Genomic DNA, 23517 nt, shown 5'->3' on the forward strand with positions numbered 1-23517 from the left:
CGCCGTCCCGCGATCGGGGCGGCGGCCTTCGCCTTCGGGGAAGGCTCACTCCGCCGAGAACAGGTGGTCGCTGATCAGGCGGGCCGCCCCGACGATTCCGGCGGTCCCGCCGAGCTCCGACAAGACGATGGGCAGGTTGCCGGTCGCCAGCGGCAGGGAGCGCTGGTAGACGACGCTGCGGACCTCCGCGAGCAACGCGTGGCCGAGACCCGCCACCCCGCCCCCGATGATCACCAGGCCGGGGTTGAAGAAGCTCACCAGCGAGGCGAGCACGAGCCCCACGTGCCGGCCGCCCTCGCGGACCATCCGTACGGCGGCGGCGTCGCCCGAGGCCGCCGCCGCGCCCACGTCCTCGGCGGTGAGCACGCCCTCGTGCGCGAGCCGCTCGGCGAGGAAGGCGGAGTCGCCGGAGCGGGCGGCGGCCAGGGCGTCGCGGGCCAGCGCCGCGCCGCCGAAGTACGCCTCGAGGCAGCCCGTGTTGCCGCACGTGCACAGGGGGCCGTCCTCGTCCACCCGGATGTGGCCGATGTCGCCCGCGCTGCCGGTCACCCCGCGGTAGATCCCGCCGTCGACCACGATGCCGCAGCCGATGCCCGTACCGATCTTGACGAGCAGGAAGTCGTCGACGGACCTCGCGAGCCCGGCGTGCAGCTCGCCGAGCGCCATGATGTTCACGTCGTTGTCCACCAGCACCGGGCAGCCGAACTCCCGGGTCAGCGACTCCCGTACGGGGAAGCGGTCCCAGCCGGGCATGATCGGGGGCGAGACCGGCGTCCTGTCGCGGAAGCTCACCGGGCCGGGGACGCCGAGGCCGATGCCGTGGATCACGCCGTGCGTCTCGGCCGTCTCACCGGTGAGCAGCTTGCCGACGAGCTCCATCGTCTGGTCGAGGACCGCCTCGGGGCCCTCCCGCACGTCGGCCGGCTTCGACAGGTGGCCGAGCACCTCCAGCTCGCCGTTGGTCACGCCCACGTCGATGGAGGTGGCGCCGATGTCGACGCCGACGAAGCGCAGATCCGAGGAGAGGCGCACGATGCCCGAGCGCCGTCCGCCCCGGGACGCCGCGAGGCCTCCGGACTCCACCAGGCCCAGCTGCGCGAGGCGGTCGAGTTCGAGGGCGAGCTTGGACGCGGACAGACGGACCACCTCCCCGAGCTCGGCGCGTGAGCGCGCGCCGTCCTGACGCAGGAGGCGCAGGAGCCGGGCCTGGTGCGGATTCTCGGGGCGAACCGTCATTCGCTTCACGCCGCTCTTCGGGGTCGGGAGAACTTCGGGCCGGGAAACTTCGGTGTCGAGGAAATCGGTTACAAGTGGTAACTGACTCTACTTCTGCTCTGACCCCTTCAACTTTATTACAGGACTGCCTGACTTTTAGCCTTGTATGTGAAAAGTTTCTATGAATCTTGCTCAGGTGGCGGCCATGCCGATACGGCCCCCGCGCGTACGGGCCGGTAGCTTTGCCTCCATGGGCAGGACAGCGGGTAGTCATGTGGTCGTCGTGGGCGCCGGCATCGCGGGACTGGCCGCGGCGCTGCACCTGAGCCGGGCCGAGGCGGGGCTGCGGATCACCGTGCTGGAGGCCGCGCCGAGGATCGGCGGCAAGCTGTACTCCTCGCCCGTCGCGGGGGTGGAGGTCGACGCGGGCGCCGAGTCGATGCTGGCGCGGCGGCCCGAGGGCACGGAACTGGCCCGGCTCGCCGGTCTCGGCGACGACCTGGCCGACCCGGGCACGACCCGGGCGGCGGTCCTGTCGCGGGGGTCCCTGCGCCCGCTGCCCAGGCAGCAGGTCATGGGCGTGCCCGCGGACGTGGTCGCGCTCGCCCGCTCGGGCATCCTGTCGCCCGCCGGGCTCGCCCGGGTGCCGCTCGACCAGTTCCTGCCGCCCACGCTCGTGACCGGCGACGTCTCCGTCGCGGCCTACGTGCGCGCCCGGATGGGGAGCGAGGTCGTCGAGCGGCTGGTGGAGCCGCTGCTCGGCGGCGTCTACGCCGGGCGGGCCGAGTCGCTGTCGCTCGACGCGACCATGCCGCGCGTCGCCGCCGCCGCCCGCACCGAGCGGTCCCTGCTGCAGGCCGCGAGGAGCATGGCCGCCGAGGCCCCGGCGGACGCCGGGCCGGTCTTCACGACCCTCAGGAGCGGCATGGGCGCGTTGCCGGCCGCCGTGGCCAAGGAGTCCGGCGCGCAGGTCCGGACCGGCGTCACCGTGCGCGACCTCCTCCGCACGCCGGACGGCTGGCGGCTGGTCACCGGCCCCACCCGCGACGAGGAGATCATCGACGCCGACGCGGTCGTCCTGGCGGTCCCGGCGCGGCCCGCCTCCCGGCTGCTGCGGCGCGAGGTGCCCGGGGCGGCGGCGGAACTGGCCGCGATCGAGTACGCCGGGATGGCGATCGTCACGCTCGCCTACCCCCTGACGGCCTTTCCCGAGCCGCCGACCGGCAGCGGCTACCTGGTCCCGCCGGTGGAGGGCCGGCCGGTCAAGGCCGCGACTTTCAGCAGCGTCAAGTGGCCCCACCTGGCGGAGGCCGGCCGGGACGTGCTGATCGTCCGGTGTTCGCTCGGACGGCTGGGGGAGGAGGCGGTGCTCCAGCGCGACGACGCCGAGCTGACGGCCCTGGCGGCGAACGAGATGACCGAGGTGATGGGCGTGCGCGGGCTGCCGCTCGACACCCGGGTGACCCGCTGGGGCGGCGCGCTCCCGCAGTACGAGGTCGGCCACCTCGACCGGGTGGCCCGGGTGCGGGCCGCGATCGCCGGGCAGCCCGGCCTGGCCGTGTGCGGCGCCGCGTACGAGGGCGTCGGCGTCCCGGCCTGCGTCGCCAGCGCCCGGACGGCCGCCCGGCTCGTGCTCGGCCACCTGCGGGCGGCGCAGGCCGCCCCGGGGGCCTGACCACCTCGCCGTACGGGCAGAATGGAGCCATGACGGAGCCCGCCCCGCGCCCCAAGGCACGCGATCTCAACCTGGTCATCCGGTACACGATGTGGTCGGTCTTCCGGCTGCGCGACCGGCTCCCCGACGCCCGTGAGGCCGTCGCCGGGGAGGTCGAGGAGCTGCTCGCCCAGGCGGCGGGCAAGGACGTGACGACGCGCGGCTGCTACGACGTGGCGGGGTTCCGCGCCGACGCGGACTTCATGTTCTGGTGGCACGCCCCCTCCCCGGAGGACCTCCAGGAGACCTACGCCCGGTTCCGCCGTACGGCGCTCGGCCGCGCGAGCGAGCCGGTCTGGTCGGCGATGGCCCTGCACCGGCCCGCGGAGTTCAACAAGTCCCACGTCCCGGCCTTCCTCGCCGACGAGGAGCCCCGCGGCTTCGTCTGCGTCTACCCCTTCGTCCGGTCCCTGGAGTGGTACCTGCTGGAGGACTCCGAACGCCGCAGGATGCTCGCCGAGCACGGGATGATGGCCCGCGAGTACCCCGACGTGCGGTCGAACACGGTCGCCTGCTTCGCGCTCAACGACTACGAGTGGATGCTGGCCTTCGAAGCCGACGAACTGCACCGCATCGTCGACCTGATGCGCCACCTGCGCGGGGCCGAGGCGAGGCGGCACACCAGGATCGAGATCCCCTTCTACACCGGCACCCGCAAGCCGGTCAGCGAACTCGTCGCCGCGCTGCCCTAGCGATCGACACCCCAAGGACGGCCCAGGTCAGGGCTTCGACCAGGGGGCCCGCCGCGCCGAGCGCCATCGTCAGCGGCAGCGTCGCGGGCAGGACGGCCGCCACGGGACGGGGGCACCGGCCCGTGGCGGAAGCACGCGATCGCCAGCGGGACCAGCCCGGCCATCCACAGCGCGATCCCCGGCACGAACAGCGCGCCGAGCGGGTCCGGCGCGTCGTGGCCGAGGAGGAAGGTGGTCGTCACCGGGACCGCGACGAGCGCGTGACCGAGGCCGTACAGCAGCGCCCCGGCGTCGCCGATCCGGCCCCAGCCCCCCGCCGGGCGGTGGACATGGCGCAGCGCGCGGTGGACACGGCGCAGCGCGAGGACGGCCGCGACCGCCGCCACCAGATAGAGCGCGTACGCGCCCTCGATGACGTAGTCCGCCGGAGAGGCGAACGGCACCGTCTGCGCGTGCAGGATCTGCGTCACGCCGAGTGTCAGTGCCGCCGCCGCGGCGACGGCCGGCGCGGCGGGGGTGGTGGAAGTGCGGGGCGGCGCGGTGGCGTCCATGACTGTTCTCCTCCGGAGGGTGCTGTCGTTGCCCGTCCAGATTCGGGCCGTGACGATCCCGGCCGGAGGAGCCGATGTTCCCGCCTGAGGGGGAACGTCTCCCGGACCACCGGGAGGCAGGCTCAGCCCGTGGCGAGTCCCGCCGCGCGGGCGGCGGCCACCGCCCCGGCGCGGTCGCGCACGCCGAGCTTGACGAGGACGCCGGAGACGGCGTTGGCCACGGTCTTCGGGCTGACGCCCAGGCGCGCCGCGATCGCCTGGTTGCCCAGGCCCGACGCGAGGAGTTCCAGGATCTCGTACTCCCGGTCGGTGAGCGCGGGGAACGGCCGCGGGGACACGCGGGGCGGCGCGTGTAGCAGGTTGATCAGGGACTCGGCCGCGCCGGTCCCGAAGACGGCCTGTCCCCGGGCCGCCGCGCGCACCGCGGCGACCACGTCGTCCTGGCCGGCGTTCTTGAGCAGGTAGCCCCTGGCGCCCGCGCGGACGGCCGCCAGCAGCGACAGGTCGTCGTCCGACATCGTGAGCATCACCACGCTCGGCGGGCGGGCCCCGGCGGACAGCCGCCGGGTCGCCTCGATGCCGTCCATGTTCGGCATCGAGATGTCCATGAGCACGACGTCGGGGCTGTGCTCGCGGGCGGCGGCGAGCGCCCGCAGACCGTCCTCGGCCACCGCGACGACCTCGATGCCCTCCACGGTCGACATCAGCGCCCCGAGGCCGTCGCGGACCACCGGGTGGTCGTCGACGACGAGCAGCCTGATCACAGGGGAATCCACGCGGCCACCACCGTTCCGCCGCCGGGGGCGGCGTCGATCGTCAGCTTTCCGTCCAGCTCCTCCACCCGCTCCCGCATGGAGGTCAGCCCGACTCCCGGGACGGCCTCGGGCGCGAGCCCGCTCCCGTCGTCGCGCACGCTCAGCTCGAACCCGTCCGTCGTCCGGCCGAGGCGTACGGCGCAGCGGCGGGGCCCGCCGTGCCGTACCGCGTTCGTCAGCGCCTCGCGGGCGACCAGGTAGGCCGTGACCTCCACGGCGGCCGGCAGGCCGCTCACGTCCCCGGCCGTGACCTCGATCTCCACCCCGCCGGCGCCCAGCGTCGCGGCGGTGTGCTCGACGGCGCCGGCCAGCCCGAGCTGGGCCAGCTCGGGTGGCCTCAGCCCCCGCACCAGGCGGCGTACGCCCGCGCCCGCCTCGGCCACCTGCGTCCTGATCTGGGTGAGTAGGCCGCGCGCCCGCTCCGGGTCGGCCTTCAGCGCGTTGCCCGCGGCGTCCACCGTGAAGCCGATGCCCGCGAGGAAGGCGCCCAGCCCGTCGTGCAGGTCCCTGCTGAACCGCCGCCGCTCCTCCTCCCGCCGGTGACCAGCAGCGTCCGCGAGCGCTGCAGCGCCGCGGCGCGGTGGGCGGCGGCGAGCGCCGCCCCGGCGTGCGACGCGAGCGGGGCGAGCACCCGCACGTCGCCTCCCGACAGGCCGAGGACGCCGAGGACCTCGTCCTGGAAGCGCAGCGGCACCGACACGCCGAGCGGGGGTCGTGGTGTGCCCACCCAGGCGGCCCAGCGGCCGCCGGGCAGGCCGGGCCGGAGTGAGTAGGAGTCGGCGAAGTAGGCGACGGCGCCGAGCACGGTCACCAGGCAGCAGGGTCCGACGGCGCCACCCCTGCGACGGGCGACCAGATAGGCGCCGAGCGGGGTGAAGCCGAGCGCGACCGCGGCGTCCACCGGGTCGGCGCCGCCCAGCGCCCCTCCGGCCGCGACCAGGACGCAGGACAGCCCGAACACGAGCCAGGACGCGGCGGAGGACACGGCGGGGGACACGGCGGCCGGCACGGACCCTCCCTGTGATCGGCGGAGGACGGGACTCCGTTGGAAGGGACATTCTGTCGGACCGTGTGCGAAACGCCTGAAAGGGACTTGGCGGCGGCCGGACTTTGCCATACTGTGACGGAAGATCTACGTCTAGGTGAGGCAGAGTGTCAAGCGGGCTGGCACGTTCCAGGGGGCATCGCCGTAAGAGGCGGACCCGTTCACACGTCGTCGAACTGTCGCTGGGAGCCGCCGCCTTCGCCGTCGGGGCCTTCGCGATCGCCGGGCCGCTGTCGCACCCGGACGCGGCCCCGGCCGGCGTGGCCGCCGCGCCCGCGCCGCACGCCTCCCCGGCCGGTGAGCTCACCGTCGCGAGCGTCGACACGGGGAAGAAGGCGGACGGCGCGCGGAAGAAGAAGGCGTCGGCGAAGAAGGCGTCGGGACCGTCCAAGTACACCGACAAGAAGGCGGACGCCTACTTCCGCAGCCGGTGGAACGACAAGACGGCCAAGAAGGTCAAGGACATCCGCACCACCGGCCGCTATCTGCGCATCTACACGAGCCTCCCGGAGAACGCCGACAACTCCAAGGCCGCGATCACCCTGTGCAAGCGAGGCCTGGAGTACCTGGCCGAGCGGGGGGAGGTCAACCCCGTGGTGTTCGTCCAGTCCAGGTTCGGCGAGAACGGCAACCCCGTCCTCGCCAACGTCCTCGGTCCGGACGACGACGACTGCCGGGTCACCTACCCGAAGCCGAACTGAGCCGGCCCTACTCGGCCGGCCGCAGGGTCAGGCTGACGGAGTTGATGCAGTACCGGTCGTCGGTCGGGGTGGGATAACCCTCGCCGTGGAACACGTGCCCGAGGTGCGAGTCGCACCGCGCGCAGCGCACCTCGACCCGGCGCATGCCCAGGGAGTCGTCCTCGTGCAGCGTCACGGCCTCCGACTCCGACGGCTCGAAGAACGACGGCCAGCCGCAGTGCGACTCGAACTTGGCCTCCGACCGGAACAGCTCCGCGCCGCAGGCGCGGCAGGAGTAGACGCCGACGGTCTTGGTGCCGACGTACTCGCCGGTGTAGGGGCGCTCGGTCCCCGCCTGCCGGAGGACGCGGAACTCCTCCGGGGAAAGCTGCGCGCGCCACTCGGCGTCGCTCTTGACTACCTTTTCCATGCTCACCACCCTGTGCCCGGTGGCCCCTCGCGGGGATTACGAAGTGAGGAACCATCAGGCCGTCCCGGATCTTCCCCGGGGGTAGGGTCGCCTACATGGCTTCGCCGTACATCGAGATCGAGGTGGGTGACCGGGTCGTCAAGGTCACCAACCCGGACAAGGTCTATTTCCCGGCGATCGGCGCGACCAAGCGCGACCTGGTGACGTACTACGTGAGCGTGGGGGAGGGCGCGCTGCGCGCGATGCGGGAGCGGCCGACCTACCTCAAGCGGCATCCGGACGGCGTCGGCTCCGAGGCGATCTACCAGAAGCGGATGCCCCGGCATCCCGACTGGATCGAGACCGTCACCGTGCGCTTCCCCAGCGGGCGCACGGCCGACGCCTTCTGCCCGACCGAGGTGGCGGCCATCGCCTGGTGCGCCAACCTCGGCACGATCGACTTCCACCCCTGGCACGCCCGCCGCGCCGACCTCGACCACCCCGACGAGCTGCGCATCGACATTGACCCGCAGCCCGGCACCTCGTTCGAGCAGGCCCGTACGGTCGCCTTCACCGCGAAGGAGGTCCTCGACGAGCTCGGCATGCGGGGTTTCCCGAAGACCTCCGGCAGCCGCGGTGTCCACGTGAACGTGCGCATAGAGCCGCGCTGGACCTTCACCGAGGTGCGGCACGCCGCCATCGCCTTCGCCCGGGAGGTGGAGCGGCGCACCGATCTCGCGACGACCGCCTGGTGGAAGGAGGAGCGGGGGGAGAAGGTCTTCATCGACTACAACCAGAACGCCCGCGACCGGACGGTGGCGTCCGCCTACTCGGTGCGCGCCCGGCCCGACGGCCGGGTGTCCGCTCCCGTGACCTGGGCCGAGCTGGAGGACTGCGACCCCGGCGCCTTCGACCTGAGGACGATGCCGGACCGGTTCGCCGCGCTGGGCGACGTGCAGCGGGAGATCGACGACCGCGCCTTCGGCATCGGCACGCTCCTGGAGTGGTACGACGCCGACGAGCGAGGCGACCTGCCGTATCCGCCGAACTACCCGAAGATGCCCGGCGAGCCCAAGCGGGTGCAGCCCAGTAAGGCAAGGCCGTCCAGCGGAGGATGACGCTTCGCGTAGCCAAGGCGGCCGGGCTACTCCGGGGCGCCGGTCGGATGTCGGCCCGGCTTTCCCAGGTGCTCGCGGCGCTCGTCGAGGTCGCCTCGTCGGAAGTGCGGGCCGAGACTTGACAGGGTCTTGGCCCCGTCTCCTCGCCGTGCGTGCCTACCCTGGGCAGTACGAGCCGTTTCCTCCGGCGGGAGGGAGATCGTCATGCTGTGGCGGACGTACCTGTCGTTCATCGTCGCCCTGGCTCCCGCAGTGGGGCTGCCGCATATGGCCGCCCCGGGCCCGCCTTCGACGGTGGTGCGCGACGGCCCCGACGCCCGGGCGACGCTGAAGGACGCCAACGGCCGGACCGTCGGTGTGGTCCGCGTCAATGAGCAGAAGGACGGCGCCACCAGGGTGCGCGTCGCCGTCGAGAACCTGCCGGCCGGGTTCCACGGGCTGCACCTCCATGCCAAGGGAGTGTGCGACCCCTCGTCGACCGACCCCGCGACCGGCAGTCCGTTCGCCAGCGCGGGCCGGCACCTCGGCATGGGCTCCCACCCCGACCACGCGGGTGACCTGCCCAACCTGCTGGTCGGGAAGGACGGGAGAGGGCGGGCCACGTTCCTGACCGATCGCTTCGGCCTGGACCGGCTACGCGCGCCGGAGGGCGCCTCGCTGATCGTCCACGCCCGCGCCGACAACGCGGCGCAGATTCCGGACCGCTACCGCTCCGGCACGAAGGGCCCCGACGCCGAGACGCTCAAGGCCGGTGACTCGGGCGACCGCATCGCCTGCGGAGTGATACGCGTACGGTGAGTCGGCGCGGGCTTGTGAGTGCTCGCAGAGGATGGACGGAGCTGCCGCTCTCTCCGAGAGGCTGTGACGCGTCTCACCCCGCAGGCGATGAGACGGCGGGGCAGCTCAGCGAGTGCGGTGCGCGACGTCGTCCTGCACGGCCAGGGCCCGGGCGAGCCCTTCGGGGGTTTTCCGGCCCACGGTGGTCACCATCCCGGGGCCTATCAGCCAATAATGCGGCTGGCCGTACGGGCTGCGGAGCCGCGAGCTTCGGCCGTACCACCGCCACCCGGCCGCGTCAGGGAGCACTTCCCTGGCCTGATTGCCAGTAGGCCGTGGTTGGTCGTTTGTTAGTCAGTGCAGATGGCCGGCTTTTGAGGATGTATTACGCATTGCTCGCAATGATGGCTCCACTCTGGAGGAATGATACCTTTTGTCGGGTCGTCATGTCTTATATGGGAGCCTTACCCTGGAGTTGTAAGCATTATTCTGTAGCTTACCTGGGGAAGAAATGCGAGAGGGCTCCTCGGTCGAAAGCATCGACCGGAAGACGACTTCTTGGCGAGAGCGAGCGCTCGCTACCATCGATGGTTTGGAAACTGAACTTGACCGCCTGAACAACGACTCCGCTTATGCAAGGGGGGTGCGGCGACATTTAGGCGCTGCGCGAGGTGCGGCGACACGACTTCGAAACCCGATGTCCGTTTGGACGGGGTCGGCAGTCGATCGCGCGTGGGCCAACATCCACCAGGCTGAGGTTGAGTTGTTGCGGTTGGTGCCGCCCAGCGAACTGGAGTGGTGGGGTATAAACGTTCTTGCGCGCGCGAGACAGCACCTGGGTCGTAATGATCCTCGGCGGGCCAAATTTGAATCGCAGCTCAGGCGATCCGACGGGAAGTTGGCCGCATGTGACCGTGGATTGGCGATTCAAACGATGCAGGCGGCTAACATAGCCGCTCAATTGGAGAGAGTGAACCTGCGGAGCTTTCGAAACATCGTCCTGGTCACTGCCATCATTTTGGCTTCGATAGCTGTCTTGTTCATGTTCTTGGGAATTCTTGAGTCCGACAAGTTGAGGCTCTGCTATCATCCTAAAGAGGGCCTGGTCTGTCCACTTGGCGGGCGACCCAGTGTGTGGGATATTCCGCTCGTGGAATTGATTGGGTTGTCTGGTGCGGCATTGGTGGGGGCTGCCACCTTGCGTCATATTCATGGGGCGGCTACGCCTTACACTCTTCCTATAGCATTGGCACTCCTAAAGCTTCCGGCGGGCGCGGTTTCCGCAGTCCTGGGGCTGTTGCTGATTCAAGGTGGTTTCATTCCAGGCCTGACCGACCTGGACACCGGTGGTCAGATTCTTGCCTGGGCGGCCGTCTTCGGTATCGCGCAGCAAGTAGTAACTCGAGTAGCGGATGAACAAGCGCGACGTGTTCTCGAGAATGTTCGCGGGCCTTCGTATTTGGGGGAGCGAACCTTGAGAACTGTGGACTAGGGGGCGCGGCGGTCTTCGTGCGCCATCTGCCCCTCCCCGCGTCGCCCCCTTCGAACGGCCGACCTCGGTGTCATTCCCGCGCGAAGGGCAGGGGTGCCGGGACCTCGGTATTCATCGCTCCAAGCTTCTGGGTGTCCGTCGGCTCCGTGTCGGGCGGACGCGAGGGGAAATGGAGCCAGTGTGGAGCACAGGGACTTCTTCGGCAGGGTGGCCGAGCGCAGCGGCCTGTCGCGTGAGGAGGCGGCCGATCTGAGCCACGCGACGCTGGAGATCCTGGGAGACCGGCTCAGCGCCACGGAGGCTCAGCATCTCGCGCTCGAACTTCCGGAGCCTCTCCGGGAGTCGATCCACGTCGGGCCCGCGCGCCTCGGTCCGTACGCGTGGCGAGGCTCAGATCGTTTCGAGCGGACGCCGCGAGAGTGGCGGCGGGAATACCGCGTCAAGCAGCAGGAGATCGTCGTGGGTCAGGTGGATGCCAAGGGCCGCCGCATTGTGCCGGACCTGGGCAGGGTCGCCCGCCTTCGGTATCGCGATCACGCCGTCGTTCCTGAGCACCCGTGCCAGGGCGACCTGCGCCGGGGTGGCCTCGTGCCGGTCGGCCACGTCGAAGAGCGCCGGATGGTCCATCATCCGCCCTGCTTGATCGGCGAGTACGCCATGATGGCAGGCCCCGCTCGTGGCACCAGGGATCAGCTCGTACTCGGGACCGCGCCTTGCGAGGGTTGTCGTCCCTGTGGCCGGCGACCGGTCCTCGGCCATCCCCAGGTTCCCTGGCCGGGGACCGACCTCGACGCCGCGCTCCGCCCGGCCGCCCGGACGAGGTCAGCGCGCCGCGGCGGCCACGGCGGCGGTGATGGTCCGGAGGTTCGCCGGCACCGGGACGTCCTCGACGAGGACGGTCGGCGTGCCGCCGACCCCCCGCTCCATCGCCATCTCCGTGACAGACGAACTGTCGGCAGAACGGGGACAGGAAATCGACGTAGACAATGATCGTCACCGGGCCCGCGCCCACGACGATGCCGTCTCCGCTCGCGGAGGCCCCGGCGGGTATGTGCCGCGGCACCGATGCTCTGCGTGCGTGCGTGGTCATGAGGTCCTCCCGCAACCGACTCGGCCGACTGCGGTGCCTACCCCCGCGAAGCAGTCCACGGCTACGGAAGGCCCGTTTTGGGAAAACCTCTGTCCGTGGTTGGCCCGGCGCCCGCTGAGCAGGGAAGACGGTCTGGCCGTGGCCGTGGCGTGGCGGCAGCGAACGGGGGCGGTGGTGGGGCCGCCACGGTGGAGGAGGCGGCCCGGGTCGTCGCGGAGGCGTCACGGCGGTGTTGTCGGTGCGGTGTGCGAGTGTGGGAACCGTGCGCCGCATCCATCCCCACGCCGAGGACGATCCCGACATCGCCGCCGCCTACGCTTACCCGCGTGACCACTGGCTGCGTCTCAACATGGTGGCGAGCGCCGACGGCGCGGCCTGGGTCGAGGGCCACTCGGAGGGCCTGTCCGGCCGGGCCGACAAACGGATCTTCGGGCTGCTGCGCGGCCTGGCCGACGTGGTGCTCGCCGGCGCCGCGACCGTCCGCACGGAGGGCTACCGTCCGGCCCGCCCGCGCGAGTCGTGGCGGGCGCCGCGCGAGGGCCGCCCGCCCGTGCCGCCGATCGCCGTCGTCACCCGCCTGCTCGACCTCGATCTCGGGGGCCCGCTGTTCACCGAGGCCGAGCCGTACGCCCGGACCATCGTGATCACGACGGAGGCGGCGCCGAAGGACCGCAGGGACGAGGCCGCGGACAAGGCGGTCCTGATCGTCGCCGGAGACGACCGGGTCGATCTCGCGACCGCGGTGGAGGAGCTGCGCGGCCTGGGGCTCGGCCGGATCCTGTGCGAGGGCGGGCCGCGGATCAACGCGCAGCTCGCCGCGGCCGGGCTGGTCGACGAGCTGGCGCTGACGGTGAGCCCGCTGCTCGCCGGGGGCGACGCCGCGCGCATACTGGACGGCGTCGCCTCGCGCACGCCGCTGACCCTCGCCCAGGTGCTGGAGGAGGACGGCTTCCTCTTCTGCCGATACCTCAGGGAGGCGCATGATGACGCCGCCGGTTGAGCCGCTGATCCCGGATCTGGACCTGCCGGTGGTGCCACCGGTCGCGCCGATGCTCGCGAAGGCGGTCAAGAAGCTGCCCGAGCAGGACGGCACGCTCTACTACGAGCCGAAATGGGATGGCTTCCGCTGCATCGTCTTCCGCGACGGCGACGAGGTCTTCCTGGGCAGCAGGAACGAGCGGCCCTTCACGCGTTACTTCCCTGAGCTGGTCGAGGCCGTCAGGAAGGAACTGCCGCCCCGGTGCGTGGTGGACGGCGAGATCGTGCTCATCAGGGGCCAGTCGCTCGACTTCGACGCGCTCCAGCAGCGCATCCACCCCGCCCAGTCCCGGGTGCGGCTGCTGGCCGGGAGCACGCCCGCCTCCTTCGTCGCGTTCGACCTGCTCGCCGTCGGCGCGGAGGACCTGATGGAGGCGCCGTTCTCGGAGCGGCGGGCCCGGCTGGAGGAGGCGCTGGCGGGGGCGGGCCGGTCGGTGCGGCTCACCCCGGTCACCCGGGACGAGGGCCGGGCCGCCGAGTGGTTCGACGCGTTCGAGGGCGCCGGGCTCGACGGCATCGTGGTCAAGCCGGGAGACCAGCCGTACACGCCGGACAAGCGGGTGATGTTCAAGGTCAAGCACGAGCGGACGGCCGACTGCGTCGTGGCGGGCTACCGCGAGCACAAGTCGGGGCCGGTCGTCGGGTCGCTGCTGCTCGGGCTGTACTCCGCCGACGGCCGTCTGCACCACGTGGGGGTGGCCGCCTCCTTCCCGATGAAGAAGCGCGAGGAACTGGTCGGGGAGCTCGCGCCGTACCGGATGGAGGACCTGAGCGAGCACCCCTGGGGACACTGGGCCGAGGTGGCGGAGGGTGGCGCGCAGGGTGGGGCGCAGGGCCAGCGCCTGCCGGGCGCCGTCTCACGGTGGAACGCCAAGAAGGACCTGTCGTTCATCCCGTTGCGGCCGGAACGGGTCATCGAGGTCGCCTACGACCACATGGAGGGCGACCGGTTCCGGCACACCGCCCAGTTCCGCCGCTGGCGCACCGACCGCACGCCCGAGTCCTGCACCTACGACCAGCTCGAACGCCCGGTGAGCTACGACCTCGACGAGATCCTCGCCCGCTGAGCCGTCCCGGCATCCGGCCGCAGAGGCCGACGGAGCTCGGCGGAGGTGAGCAGAGTCGGCAGAGCTCAGCCGGTCAGGGCGCGGACGGCGGCGGTGACGACGACGGCCACCGCGACCACCACCAGGAAGGGCGCGCGCAGCAGCAGCGCGACGGCCGCCGCGGCGAGTCCGGCGGCCCGGGCGTCGACGAGGAGCGTGCGGCCGTCGGCGAAGGTCTGCAGGGCGATCAGCGCGGCCAGCGCCGCGATCGGCACCAGCGCGGCGAGCCTGCGCATGAGCGGCCGTTCCAGCACCGCCGCCGGGACCGACAGCCCGAGGAGCTTGACCGCGTAGCACCCGGCGACGGTGACCCCGATCGCGATCCACACCCCCATCACGCCTCCTCCGCCCGCGCCGCCGCGCTCCGCTCCCGCCGTGCGGCGGCGCGGGACCGGAGCGCGGCGACGGCCAGGACGGCGGGCGCGGCGAGCACGGCCACCAGCACCGGGACGCCCGCGGGCAGGAACGGCACGCAGGCCAGCGCCAGCACGACGGCCAGGGCCGCCACCGCCACCTCATGCCGGAGGAGCGCGGCCCGGGCCGGCCGGGCCGTCGCCGTGCCCTCCCCGTCCTGGCCCGGAGCCGGGGTGGCGCCTGCCCGCGCCGAAGGAGCGGCGGCGGAGCGGCCCCGGATCATGGGCAGGAGCAGGGCGAGGAAGACGGCCGGACCGGCCACGTCGAGCCCCCAGGCCGCCGGGTCGCCCAGAGCCGCGGCGCCCAGCGCGCCGAGGAGGGTCGTGACGTTCCACCCGGCGTACAGGGTCACGCCCGTGACGGTGAACCCGAGCCGGGTGAGGCGCCGGTCGGGCTGGGCCAGGGCCACGGCGGAGGTCTCGTCGATAACCCAGTGGGCGGCCAGCGGGCGGACCGCCGCGGGGAGGCCGAGCACCTGCGACAGACGCAGGCCGTAGAAGGCGTTGCGGACGCCCAGCAGCAGCGCCCCCGCCGCCGCGGGGAGCGGTGCCCCGCCGACGCCGAGCGCGCCCACCAGCGCGAACTGGGACGCCCCGGTGAAGACCAGCAGCGACAGCACGCAGGTCTGGGCGAGCGTCATCCCGGCCCCCGCCGACGTCACGCCGAACGCGAACCCGGAGAGCCCGACCGCCGCGCCGACCCCGAGGGCGTCCCGTACGACCGCCGACCGGGGCTTCGGCGGCAGGCCGGAATGCGGCTTTTGTGGTGGTGCCGTAGTCACCCGACCGAGGGTAACCGGCGGCTCGGGCCGCCGGCGCACACGAGGACGCGCATGGACCGGTCGGTGACGGTGACCTTGGACCCGGCCGCCAGCGTCTCCGCCGCGTCCGGGTCGTCCGGCGGGTCCTCGTCGGCGGTGTCGAGCACGGGACGCCAGGCCGCGCCCAGCTCCGGGCCGGGGAGGGCGAAGGTCAGGCTCTCGTGGTGCGCGTTGATCAGCAGCAGGAACGTCGCGTCGGTGATCCGCTCGCCCCGCGCGCCGGGCTCGCTGATCGCGTCGCCGTTGACGTAGACGCCCAGCGACTTGGCGTAGCCGGTCTGCCAGTCGGCGTCGGTCATCTCGGTGCCCGACGGCGTGAGCCAGACGATGTCCCTGCTGTCGTCCCCGACCGTGCGGCCCAGGAAGAACCGGCGGCGCCGGAAGACGGGGTGGGCCCGCCGTAACGCGCCCAGGCGGCGGACGAAGTCCAGCAGGCCGGGTTCCTGCCCGACCAGGGACCAGTCGGTCCAGGACGTCTCGTTGTCCTGGCAGTAGGCGTTGTTGTTGCCCTGCTGGGTGCGGCCGAACTCGTCGCCCGCCAGCAGCATCGGCACGCCCTGGGACACGAACAGGGTGGTGAGGAGGTTGCGCCGCTGGCGCCGGCGCAGCCGGTTTATGGCCGGGTCGTCGACCGGTCCCTCGGCGCCGCAGTTCCACGACCGGTTGTCGTCCGTGCCGTCGCGGTTGCCCTCGCCGTTGGCCTCGTTGTGCTTGTGGTCGTACGACACGAGGTCGTTGAGCGTGAACCCGTCGTGGGCGGTGACGAAGTTGATCGAGGCGACCGGGCGGCGGCCGCTGGTCGCGTACAGGTCGCTCGACCCGGCGAGACGCGAGGCGAACTCGGGCAGCGTCCGGGAGTCGCCCCGCCAGAAGTCCCGTACGGCGTCGCGGTACTTGCCGTTCCACTCGGTCCACAGGGGCGGGAAGTTGCCGACCTGGTAGCCGCCGGGACCGACGTCCCACGGCTCGGCGATCAGCTTGACCTGGGAGATCACCGGGTCCTGCTGGATGAGGTCGAAGAACGCGCTGAGCCGGTCGACGTCGTGCAGCTCGCGGGCGAGCGCGGCGGCGAGGTCGAAGCGGAAGCCGTCCACGTGCATGTCGAGCACCCAGTAACGCAGCGAATCCATGATCAGCTGGAGCGCGTGGGGCGAGCGGACGTTCAGCGAGTTGCCGCAGCCGGTGTAGTCGAGGTAGTAGCGGCGGTCCTCCTCGCGCAGCCGGTAGTAGGCGACGTTGTCGAGGCCCCGGAACCCGAGCGTGGGGCCCATGTGGTCACCCTCGGCCGTGTGGTTGTAGACCACGTCGAGGATCACCTCGATCCCCGCGTCGTGCAGGGCCCGGACCATCGCCTTGAACTCCTGGACCTGCTGGCCGCGCTGCCCCGCGCAGGAGTACGCGTTGTGCGGCGCGAGGTAGGCGATCGTGTTGTAGCCCCAGTAGTTGGTCAGTCCCCGGGCGACCAGGAAGTGCTCGGGCACGAACTGGTGGACGGGCATGAGCTCGACCGCCGTCACGCCGAGCGACCGCAGATGGTCGATCACGGCCGGGTGCGCGAGCCCGGCGTAGGTGCCCCGCTGCTCCTCGGGCACGGCGGGGTGCCGCATGGTGAGCCCCCGCACGTGCGCCTCGTAGATCACCGTCTCGTGGTACGGCGTGCGGGGCGGCCGGTCGTTGCCCCACTCGAAGAACGGGTTGACCACCACGTTCTTCGGCATGTGCGGCCCGGAGTCCTCGACGTTCAGCCGGGCGGGGTCGGCGAAGTGGTAGGAGAACAGCGACTCGTTCCATCGGACCGAGCCCTCGATCGCCTTCGCGTACGGATCGAGCAGCAGCTTGGCCGGGTTGCACCGGTGGCCGTGCTCGGGCCGGTAGGGGCCGTGCACGCGGAAGCCGTACCGCTGGCCGGGCATGATCCCCGGCAGGTAGCCGTGCCAGACGAAGCCGTCGACCTCCGGCAGGTCGACGCGGGTCTCCGCGCCGTCGTCGTCGAACAGGCACAGCTCGACCCGCTCGGCCACCTCCGAGAACACCGAGAAATTGGTGCCCACACCGTCCCAGGTGGCGCCGAGTGGGTAGGGCTCTCCAGGCCAAACCTCGCGCATGTAACCTCATTCTCCACTGCCCGGACGATTCGTGCACCTGGGGCGGTACCCCTGCTCCCGGTCCGCGCACGCGGAGGCCCCCGCCGGACCGGTCCGGCGGGGGCCCCACTGGTGGTTCAGCCGACGAGTTCGGCGTTCAGGGTGATCGTCGTGCCGGCCAGCGCCTTGCTCACCGGGCAGTTCGCCTTCGCGGTCTCGGCCGCCTGCTGGAAGTCCTCGGCGGACAGGCCGGGCACCTGGGCCCGTACGGAGAGCACGATGCCGGTGATGCCCTCTCCGGGCTGGAAGGTCACGTCGGCCCGGGTCTCGACCGACTGCGGCGGAGTGCCCGCCTGGGCCAGGCCGTGGGACAGGGCCATCGAGAAGCACGAGGAGTGGGCGGCCGCGATGAGCTCCTCCGGGCTCGTCTTGCCGTTCGCCTGCTCGGCCCGGGAGGGCCAGGAGACGTCGAAGGTGCCGACGCCGGAGGTGTCGAGCGAGACAACGCCCGAACCGTCGAGCAGGGCGCCCTTCCACTGCGTCGTCGCGGTACGAGTGGTCGCCATGGCGATATCCCTTCACTAGCGAGTCTTAATCCATTCAGCAGCGACCTTAACGCCACCCGCGCCGCCGGTCGTCCCGCGACCCTCCCGCAAACCCACGATCAGGCCGGCGCGGCGGCGACACGCGCCTGGTGGGCGCGGTGCTCGGCCCGGACCAGGTCCTCGACCTCCGCCCTGATCCGCAGGAACTCCGCGGAGCGCTTGATCTCCAGCGGGCGGGGCTCCGGCAGGCCGATGGCGATCTCCTGGCTGATCCGGCCGGGATCGCTGGACAGCACGATCACCCGGCGCGCGAGGAACACGGCCTCCTCCGTGTCGTGGGTCACCATGACGACCGTCGGGCGTTCCCCGGCCGGTGTCACGTCCTGCCAGACCTGCCGTACGAACAGCTGCATGTCCTCCTTGGTCTGCACGTCCAGCGCGCCGAAGGGCTCGTCGAGCAGCAGCACGCGCGGCGCGCAGGCCAGCGCGCGGGCGATCGCCACCCGCTGCTGCTGCCCGCCCGACAGGCGTCCGGGCAGGGCCCCGGCCAGGTGGCCGAGGCCCACCTCGTCGAGCAGCCACCGCACCCGCTCCCGCCGGGCGGCGCGCGGCACGCCGAGCGCCTCCAGGCCGAACGCGACGTTCTGGGCCACGGTCCGCCAGGGATACAGCGAGGCGGTCTGGAACACCAGCCCGCGGTCCGGGCCGGGACCCGCGACCTCCCGGCCGTTCAGCAGCACCCGGCCGGACGTGGGCGGGACGAGGCCCGCGACCATGCCCAGCAGGGTCGACTTGCCCGAGCCGCTCGCCCCCACCACGCAGACGAAGTCGCCGGACGCCACGGACAGGTCCACGTCCTGGAGCACCGGCCGGCCCGGGACGAACTCCTTGCCCACGCCCTCCAGCCGGAGACCGCTCGGTGCGCTCGTCAACGGGCCCACCTCCCCACCCGGGCGCGCAGCAGGCGCAGCGTGACGTCGATGGCCAGGCCGATCAGGCCGATCACCACGAGGATCGCGAAGATGCGGTCGGTCTGCAGGAACCGCTGGGCGCGGGTGATCCGGTAGCCGAGTCCCGAGGTGGCCGCGACCAGTTCGGCGACGACCACGAAGTTCCACGCCGCGGCGGCGTTGACCCGCATCGCGTCGATGATCCCCGGCAGCGCGTACGGGAACACCACCCGGGCGGCCACCCGCGGCCGGGACGCCCCGAGGGTCGCCGACACCTCCAGCAGCCGGTGCGGCACCTGCCGTACGGCGTCGGCGGTCATGAGCGTGTTGAAGAACACCACGCCGAGGACGAGCAGCGCCACCTTCGACGCCTCGCCGATGCCCAGCCAGATGATCAGCAGCGGGATGAAGGCCGACGCGGGCAGGTAACGCAGGATGCCGACGGCCGGTTCGAGCAGCGGCTGCGCCCAGCCGAGCGTCCCCATCGCGAACCCCAGCGGCACCGAGATCAGGACGGCCAGGCCGAAGCCCGCCGCGATCCGGCCGAGGCTCGCCGCGAGGTCGGCGGCCAGTTCGCCGCCGGCCGCCATGTCCACCCCGGCCGCCCAGACCGCCGACGGGGAGGGCAGGAACGCGGGGTCCACCCGGCCGCTCGCGCTGACCGCCTGCCAGACCGCCAGCGGCACGAGGATCGACAGGCACCGCAGGAGCCAGGCCGTACGCGCGGAGACCGAGGTCGTGAGCGCCTTGGTCGTGAGCGGCCCGGTCCTGAGCTTCGCCCGGCGCGGCGCGGGCTCTTCCGCCGCCGGGGCCGTCCCGGCGTCCTGTCTCGGCATCGCCTCGGCCGCGGTCACGGCTGCACCGCGCGGACGAACTGGGGCGCGAACAGTCCCTCCAGCGGCGGGGCCTTGTCCACCAGCTTCGCCGAGACCAGGAACTCCGCGATCTCCTTGGCGCGGCCGTCCAGCTCGCCGGAGAAGGCCGTCCGGTTGCGCTCCAGCGTGAAGATCGTCGTGCCCTTGTCGTACGACTCGTAGTCGGACACGCTCACCCCCGCCCGCTTCGCCATGATCTCCAGGGCCTCCGGCCGGTGCTCGCCGATCCAGGTGAGCGCGTCGAACCAGGCCGACACGAGCCCCTGCACGGCCTTCGGGTCGCGGGAGACGAGGTCACGGGTCACCACCAGGTGGTCGGGGATCGCCCCGGGGAAGTCGGCCGACGTCGCGATCGCCCGGCTGCCCTTCCGCTTGAGGGCGGTCGTGGTGAAGGGGGCGAACACCCCGACGGCGTCCACCTGCCCGGCGACGAAGGCCGCCGCGGCGGCGTCGGTCGGCATCGGCCGGAACTGCACGTCCGCCTCGGTGAGACCGGCCTTCCGAAGCGCGAGCAGGAGCAGGTAGTGGTCGACCGTGCCCTGCTCGGCGGCGACGGTCCTGCCCTTCAGGCCGGACAGCGACGAGATGCCCGGCCCCGCGATGATCTGGTCGTTGCCGCTGGAGTTGTCGTTGACCAGCACGACGCTCTGCTTCACCCCGCCGGCCACGGACGCCAGGGTGTCGTTGAGCGTCTGGCTGTTGGCGTCGATGGTTCCCGTGGCCAGCGCGTTGAGCGAGTCGGTGTAGCTGTCGAAGTACTTGAGCTCGACGTCCACGCCGTTCTTGCGGAACAGGCCCTGCTCGCCGGCGACCTGCCAGGGGAACCAGCCCGGCCAGGCGCTGAAGCCCAGGGTGATCGTCGAGCCGGCCGGGGCGGCGGCCTGCCGCTCCCCGGGGGAGGCGCAGCCCGCGAGCAGGAGCAGAACGAGAACGGCGGCGAGGTGTCGGCGCGTCATTGGACGGCCTCCTTCTTCCTCTTCGGCAGGTGTCCCGAGCGCACCAGGCACCCGAGGGTGTCGCAGATGACCCGGGTGGCGATGAGCGAGGTGATCTCCGCGTTGTCGTACGGCGGGGAGCACTCCACCACCTCGATCCCGGCGAGCGGCCGGGCGTCGGCGATGAGCTGGATGAACTTGAGCACCTCGCGGGGGAGGAACCCGCCGGGCTCGGGCCAGCCGGTTCCGGGCACGAAGGCCGCGTCGAGGCAGTCGACGTCGAAGGACAGCCAGACGGCCTCCGCGCCGTCCCAGGCGACCTCCAGGGCCCGCTCGGCGGCGGCCTCGATGCCCATCTCGACGCAGTCGGTGACCGTCATGATCGTGGTGCCCCGCTCGCGGCCCACCTTGACGCCCGGGCGGGGCGCCTGCCAGCCGCCGATGCCGATCTGCACGAGGTTCTTCGGCGGCACGTTCGGGATGTCGGTGGCGTGGAACCAGGGGGTGGTGTGCATCCGCTCGTCGAGGTCGGTCTCCTGGGTGTCGACGTGGCGGTCGAAGTGGATGATGCCGACGTTTCCCCGCACGTGTTCGGCCACCCCGCGCACGGTCGGGTAGCCGATCGAGTGGTCCCCGCCGAGGATCACCGGGAAGGCGCCGCTCTCGAAGACGTGTGCGACGCCCTTGCTGATCTGGTCGAAGGTCTTCTCGATGTTGCCCGGGATCGTGAAGATGTCGCCCAGGTCGCAGATCGTGATCGACTCACGGAGGTCGACGCCGAGCTCGAAGCTGTAGGGGCCGTACAGCGCGGAGATCTTGCGGATGCCCTGCGGCCCGAAGCGGGTGCCCGAGCGGTAGGTGGTGCCCCCGTCGAAGGGCGCGCCGAGCACCGCCACGTCGTACTCCCCGCAGCGCCGCACGTCCTCGACGTACGGCGCCTTGAGGAAGGTGTTGATCCCGGCGAAGTGCGGCAGTTCGCCGCGGGAGAAGGTGGGAATGGTGCGGTCGACGATCGAGTCGGCGCCCTGCAGGCCGAGTTCGAGCCCGCGGGCGATCTCCCGCTCGTGCATGGTGGTGGGGATCTCGGCCTCACGCTCGACGGCGTTACGGGCTTCGGGACCGTAGTGGGAATGGAGGTGGCCCACGGCACTCCTCGGGGGACGGCTGGTCCACCGCCGCCCGGCGGGCGGCGGGATTCGCGACCCGCGGCGTCTCCCCGGTCCCGGCCGCGCCGTTGACCGGGGAGACGCCGAAGTCGCAGCCTCCCGGGCTTTTGTCCCGCCGTGGAACGGCTCCGCGCCGAGCCGCCTGCACCTCTCGGACCAGCCGAACGGAACCCTAGGTGCGCCTCACCGGGGTGAGCCGGTGAGTCCCCTTCATGACAGCGGCGGCCTGTTTCCGTCGGATTTCCGTGGGGTAGCCGTCCCGTGACCGCCTGCTCACGCGGGCGCCGCGCGCTCCAGGATCGGCTCCAGGTCGAGGCCGGCCGGGAGCGTGCCGAAGGCGCGGCCCCAGTCGCCGCCCAGGCGGGAGGCGCAGAACGCGTCGGCCACCGGCGCCGGGGCGTGCCGCACGAGCAGGGACGCCTGCAGGACCAGCGTCATCTCCTCGGCCACCCGGCGGGCGTCGGCCTCACCGGCGGAGGCGAGCGTCTTCAGCACCCGCTCGGCCGCGTCGCCGACGCGGTGGTCCCCGGCGCGGGCGACCTCGGCGAAGAACGCCTCGACCGCCTCCGGCTCCCGGGCGAGCACCCGCATCAGGTCGAGGGCGGCCACGTTGCCCGAGCCCTCCCAGATGCCGTTCAGCGGTGACTCCCGGAACAGCCGGGGCATCTGCGACTCCTCGACGTACCCGTTGCCGCCCAGGCACTCCAGCGCCTCGGCGGCGTGGACCGGCGCCCGCTTGCAGATCCAGTACTTGGCGGCGGCGAGGGCGGCCCGGCGGAACAGCCCCTCGGCGGCGTCGCCCGCCACCGCCCGGTCGGTCGCCCCGGCCAGGCGGGTCATCAGCGTGGTCGCCGCCTCGGACTCCAGCGCGAGGTCGGCGAGCACGGCGCGCATCAGCGGCTGGTCGGCCAGCGGCCGGCCGAACGCGCTCCGGTGGCGGGCGTGGTGGAGGGCCTGCGACAGTCCCTGCCGCATGCCGGCCGCCGAGCCGGTCACGCAGTCGAGCCTGGTCATGTTGACCATCTCGATGATCGTGCGGACGCCCCTGCCCTCCTCGCCGACGAGGAAGGCCGTCGCGCCGTCGTACTCGACCTCCGCGGAGGCGTTGGAGCGGTTGCCGAGCTTGTCCTTCAGCCGCATCAGGCGCATCGCGTTGCGGGTGCCGTCGGGCAGCACGCGGGGGAGCAGGAAGCACGACAGCCCGCGCGGGGCCTGGGCCAGCACCAGGAACGCGTCGCACATCGGGGCGGAGTTGAACCACTTGTGCCCGGTCAGGGCGAAGCTCCCGTCGCCGAGGGGTTCGGCCCGGGTGGTGCCGGCCCGCACGTCGGAGCCGCCCTGCTTCTCGGTCATGGCCATCCCCGCCAGCACGCCCCGCTTCTCCAGCGGCGGGCGCAGCCCGAAGTCGTACGTGCGGGAGGCCAGCAGGGGCTCCCACTCCGCCCGCAGCGACGGCGAGTGCCGCAGCGCGGCCACGGCGGCGTACGTCATGGAGATCGGGCAGCCGTGCCCGGCCTCCACCTGGGACCAGACGAAGAACTTCGCGGCCCTGGCGACGTGCGCCCCCGGCCGGGCCGAGGTCCAGGGGGAGGCGTGCAGCCCGTTGCCGACCGCGACCGACATCAGCTCGTGCCAGGCGGGGTGGAACTCGACCTCGTCGATCCGGTTGCCGTACCGGTCGTGGGTGCGCAGGACGGGCGGGTGCTCGTTGGCCAGCCGCCCCCACTCCTGCGCCTTCTCGGATCCGGCCAGCAGGCCGAGCCGGCGCAGCTCCCCGCTCGCCCAGTCCGCCCCCTCCCTGGCGAGCCCCTCCAGCAGCGCCTGGTCGGCCGAGACGTCGTGCCCGGCCAGCGGGGGCGCCTGGTTGGTCACGTCGTGAGTCGCGTCGCGGGTCACAGGGTCCTCCTCGGATGATGCCGGGTCCTCGGCGCCGGGAACCGGGCGAGGCCGGAACTCCATCTCAGCACTCGGGCCCGCCGGGACAAA

General features: G+C 72.2%; 24 protein-coding genes, 1 pseudogene and 1 riboswitch. Of the genes and pseudogenes, 9 read left to right on the forward strand and 16 right to left on the reverse strand.

All coding sequences use genetic code 11. The features are described 5' to 3' along the window. Positions 1 to 45 precede the first annotated feature (45 nt). A complete protein-coding gene (locus FED44_RS05800) occupies positions 46 to 1236 on the reverse strand; it encodes an ROK family transcriptional regulator (RefSeq protein ID WP_138460001.1) in 1191 nt (396 codons plus the stop codon). A 229-nt stretch (positions 1237 to 1465) separates the two neighbouring features. On the opposite strand from FED44_RS05800, the gene hemG reads away from it, so the two are divergent. Both hemG and hemQ read left to right on the forward strand, forming a co-directional pair. Further along, a complete protein-coding gene (gene hemG / locus FED44_RS05805) occupies positions 1466 to 2890 on the forward strand; it encodes a protoporphyrinogen oxidase (protein ID WP_138460002.1) in 1425 nt (474 codons plus the stop codon). Positions 2891 to 2919: 29 nt separating this feature from the next. Beyond that, complete coding sequence (gene hemQ / locus FED44_RS05810; protein WP_138460003.1) at positions 2920 to 3621, forward strand: hydrogen peroxide-dependent heme synthase; 702 nt, start codon at positions 2920 to 2922, stop codon at positions 3619 to 3621. Here hemQ and FED44_RS05815 read toward each other — a convergent pair. The 4 genes from FED44_RS05815 to FED44_RS37105 form a co-directional block, all read right to left on the reverse strand. Further along, the gene (locus FED44_RS05815; protein WP_138460004.1) at positions 3618 to 4172 is read right to left on the reverse strand and encodes a hypothetical protein; all 555 of its coding nucleotides are present in this window, start codon (positions 4170 to 4172) and stop codon (positions 3618 to 3620) included. The genes hemQ and FED44_RS05815 overlap by 4 nt on opposite strands. Positions 4173 to 4294: 122 nt before the next feature. After that, positions 4295 to 4948: a response regulator gene (locus FED44_RS05820; RefSeq protein ID WP_244301743.1), complete on the reverse strand. Its 654-nt coding sequence runs from the start codon at positions 4946 to 4948 to the stop codon at positions 4295 to 4297. After that, positions 4933 to 5490 (reverse strand): sensor histidine kinase, encoded by a 558-nt coding sequence (locus FED44_RS37100; RefSeq protein ID WP_244301784.1) that lies wholly within the window; start codon positions 5488 to 5490, stop codon positions 4933 to 4935. The genes FED44_RS05820 and FED44_RS37100 overlap by 16 nt, the downstream gene beginning before the upstream one ends. Next, entirely contained in the window at positions 5421 to 5996 is a 576-nt protein-coding gene (locus FED44_RS37105; RefSeq protein WP_244301791.1) for a hypothetical protein, read from the reverse strand. The genes FED44_RS37100 and FED44_RS37105 overlap by 70 nt, the downstream gene beginning before the upstream one ends. Before the next feature lie 143 nt (positions 5997 to 6139). Between FED44_RS37105 and FED44_RS05830 the strand changes: the two genes are divergently transcribed. Then, positions 6140 to 6733: a hypothetical protein gene (locus FED44_RS05830; RefSeq protein ID WP_111699535.1), complete on the forward strand. Its 594-nt coding sequence runs from the start codon at positions 6140 to 6142 to the stop codon at positions 6731 to 6733. A gap of 7 nt (positions 6734 to 6740) precedes the next feature. On the opposite strand, the gene msrB is transcribed toward FED44_RS05830, so the two are convergent. Then, positions 6741 to 7142 carry a peptide-methionine (R)-S-oxide reductase MsrB gene (gene msrB, locus FED44_RS05835; protein WP_111699536.1) on the reverse strand — a complete coding sequence of 134 codons (402 nt, stop codon included), beginning with the start codon at positions 7140 to 7142 and terminating at the stop codon, positions 6741 to 6743. 95 nt (positions 7143 to 7237) lie between these two features. Between msrB and ligD the strand changes: the two genes are divergently transcribed. The 4 genes and pseudogenes from ligD to FED44_RS38015 form a co-directional block, all read left to right on the forward strand. Further along, entirely contained in the window at positions 7238 to 8239 is a 1002-nt protein-coding gene (gene ligD, locus FED44_RS05840; RefSeq protein WP_111699537.1) for a non-homologous end-joining DNA ligase, read from the forward strand. Positions 8240 to 8443: 204 nt separating this feature from the next. Beyond that, positions 8444 to 9037 carry a superoxide dismutase family protein gene (locus FED44_RS05845; protein WP_111699538.1) on the forward strand — a complete coding sequence of 198 codons (594 nt, stop codon included), beginning with the start codon at positions 8444 to 8446 and terminating at the stop codon, positions 9035 to 9037. Positions 9038 to 9986: 949 nt separating this feature from the next. Further along, positions 9987 to 10508, forward strand: coding sequence for a hypothetical protein (locus FED44_RS05850; protein WP_133305928.1), 522 nt, complete (start codon positions 9987 to 9989; stop codon positions 10506 to 10508). 207 nt (positions 10509 to 10715) lie between these two features. After that, a pseudogene (locus FED44_RS38015) lies at positions 10716 to 10853 on the forward strand (DUF2267 domain-containing protein); the annotation flags it as partial. Between the two features lie 45 nt (positions 10854 to 10898). On the opposite strand, the gene FED44_RS05860 reads toward FED44_RS38015, so the two are convergent. Continuing rightward, positions 10899 to 11267, reverse strand: a complete 369-nt coding sequence (locus FED44_RS05860) for an aldo-keto reductase family protein (protein ID WP_138460006.1) — start codon at positions 11265 to 11267, stop codon at positions 10899 to 10901. A gap of 584 nt (positions 11268 to 11851) precedes the next feature. On the opposite strand from FED44_RS05860, the gene FED44_RS05865 reads away from it, so the two are divergent. Together FED44_RS05865 and FED44_RS05870 are read left to right on the forward strand one after the other, a co-directional pair. Continuing rightward, positions 11852 to 12598, forward strand: a complete 747-nt coding sequence (locus FED44_RS05865; protein WP_316246880.1) for a pyrimidine reductase family protein — start codon at positions 11852 to 11854, stop codon at positions 12596 to 12598. Continuing rightward, positions 12582 to 13703 carry an ATP-dependent DNA ligase gene (locus tag FED44_RS05870; RefSeq protein WP_244301744.1) on the forward strand — a complete coding sequence of 374 codons (1122 nt, stop codon included), beginning with the start codon at positions 12582 to 12584 and terminating at the stop codon, positions 13701 to 13703. Before FED44_RS05865 ends, FED44_RS05870 begins: the two co-directional genes overlap by 17 nt. A gap of 65 nt (positions 13704 to 13768) precedes the next feature. Here FED44_RS05870 and FED44_RS05875 read toward each other — a convergent pair whose 3' ends face one another. From FED44_RS05875 to FED44_RS05915, 9 genes are all read right to left on the reverse strand, one after another. Next, positions 13769 to 14077, reverse strand: coding sequence for an AzlD domain-containing protein (locus tag FED44_RS05875; protein ID WP_138460007.1), 309 nt, complete (start codon positions 14075 to 14077; stop codon positions 13769 to 13771). Then, positions 14077 to 14937 carry an AzlC family ABC transporter permease gene (locus tag FED44_RS05880; RefSeq protein WP_138460008.1) on the reverse strand — a complete coding sequence of 287 codons (861 nt, stop codon included), beginning with the start codon at positions 14935 to 14937 and terminating at the stop codon, positions 14077 to 14079. Before FED44_RS05880 ends, FED44_RS05875 begins: the two co-directional genes overlap by 1 nt. Next, entirely contained in the window at positions 14934 to 17081 is a 2148-nt protein-coding gene (gene glgX, locus FED44_RS05885) for a glycogen debranching protein GlgX (protein ID WP_111699540.1), read from the reverse strand. The genes FED44_RS05880 and glgX overlap by 4 nt, the downstream gene beginning before the upstream one ends. 116 nt (positions 17082 to 17197) lie before the next feature. Next, on the reverse strand, positions 17198 to 17626 hold the full coding sequence (locus FED44_RS05890) for an OsmC family protein (protein ID WP_111699541.1): 429 nt from the start codon (positions 17624 to 17626) through the stop codon (positions 17198 to 17200). 98 nt (positions 17627 to 17724) lie between these two features. After that, positions 17725 to 18537 carry an ABC transporter ATP-binding protein gene (locus FED44_RS05895; RefSeq protein WP_138460009.1) on the reverse strand — a complete coding sequence of 271 codons (813 nt, stop codon included), beginning with the start codon at positions 18535 to 18537 and terminating at the stop codon, positions 17725 to 17727. Next, positions 18534 to 19409, reverse strand: a complete 876-nt coding sequence (locus tag FED44_RS05900; RefSeq protein ID WP_208758852.1) for an ABC transporter permease — start codon at positions 19407 to 19409, stop codon at positions 18534 to 18536. Before FED44_RS05900 ends, FED44_RS05895 begins: the two co-directional genes overlap by 4 nt. Then, a complete protein-coding gene (locus FED44_RS05905) occupies positions 19406 to 20386 on the reverse strand; it encodes an ABC transporter substrate-binding protein (protein ID WP_138460010.1) in 981 nt (326 codons plus the stop codon). Before FED44_RS05905 ends, FED44_RS05900 begins: the two co-directional genes overlap by 4 nt. Continuing rightward, positions 20383 to 21510 (reverse strand): agmatinase family protein, encoded by a 1128-nt coding sequence (locus FED44_RS05910; protein ID WP_111699544.1) that lies wholly within the window; start codon positions 21508 to 21510, stop codon positions 20383 to 20385. The genes FED44_RS05905 and FED44_RS05910 overlap by 4 nt, the downstream gene beginning before the upstream one ends. Positions 21511 to 21625: 115 nt before the next feature. Next, positions 21626 to 21718: riboswitch (guanidine-I (ykkC/yxkD leader) on the reverse strand. A gap of 86 nt (positions 21719 to 21804) precedes the next feature. Continuing rightward, a complete protein-coding gene (locus FED44_RS05915; RefSeq protein WP_244301745.1) occupies positions 21805 to 23427 on the reverse strand; it encodes an isovaleryl-CoA dehydrogenase in 1623 nt (540 codons plus the stop codon). Positions 23428 to 23517: the final 90 nt, after the last annotated feature.

The sequence above is a fragment of the Microbispora triticiradicis genome (assembly GCF_005864065.1).
In the GTDB taxonomy this organism is placed as follows: domain Bacteria; phylum Actinomycetota; class Actinomycetes; order Streptosporangiales; family Streptosporangiaceae; genus Microbispora; species Microbispora triticiradicis.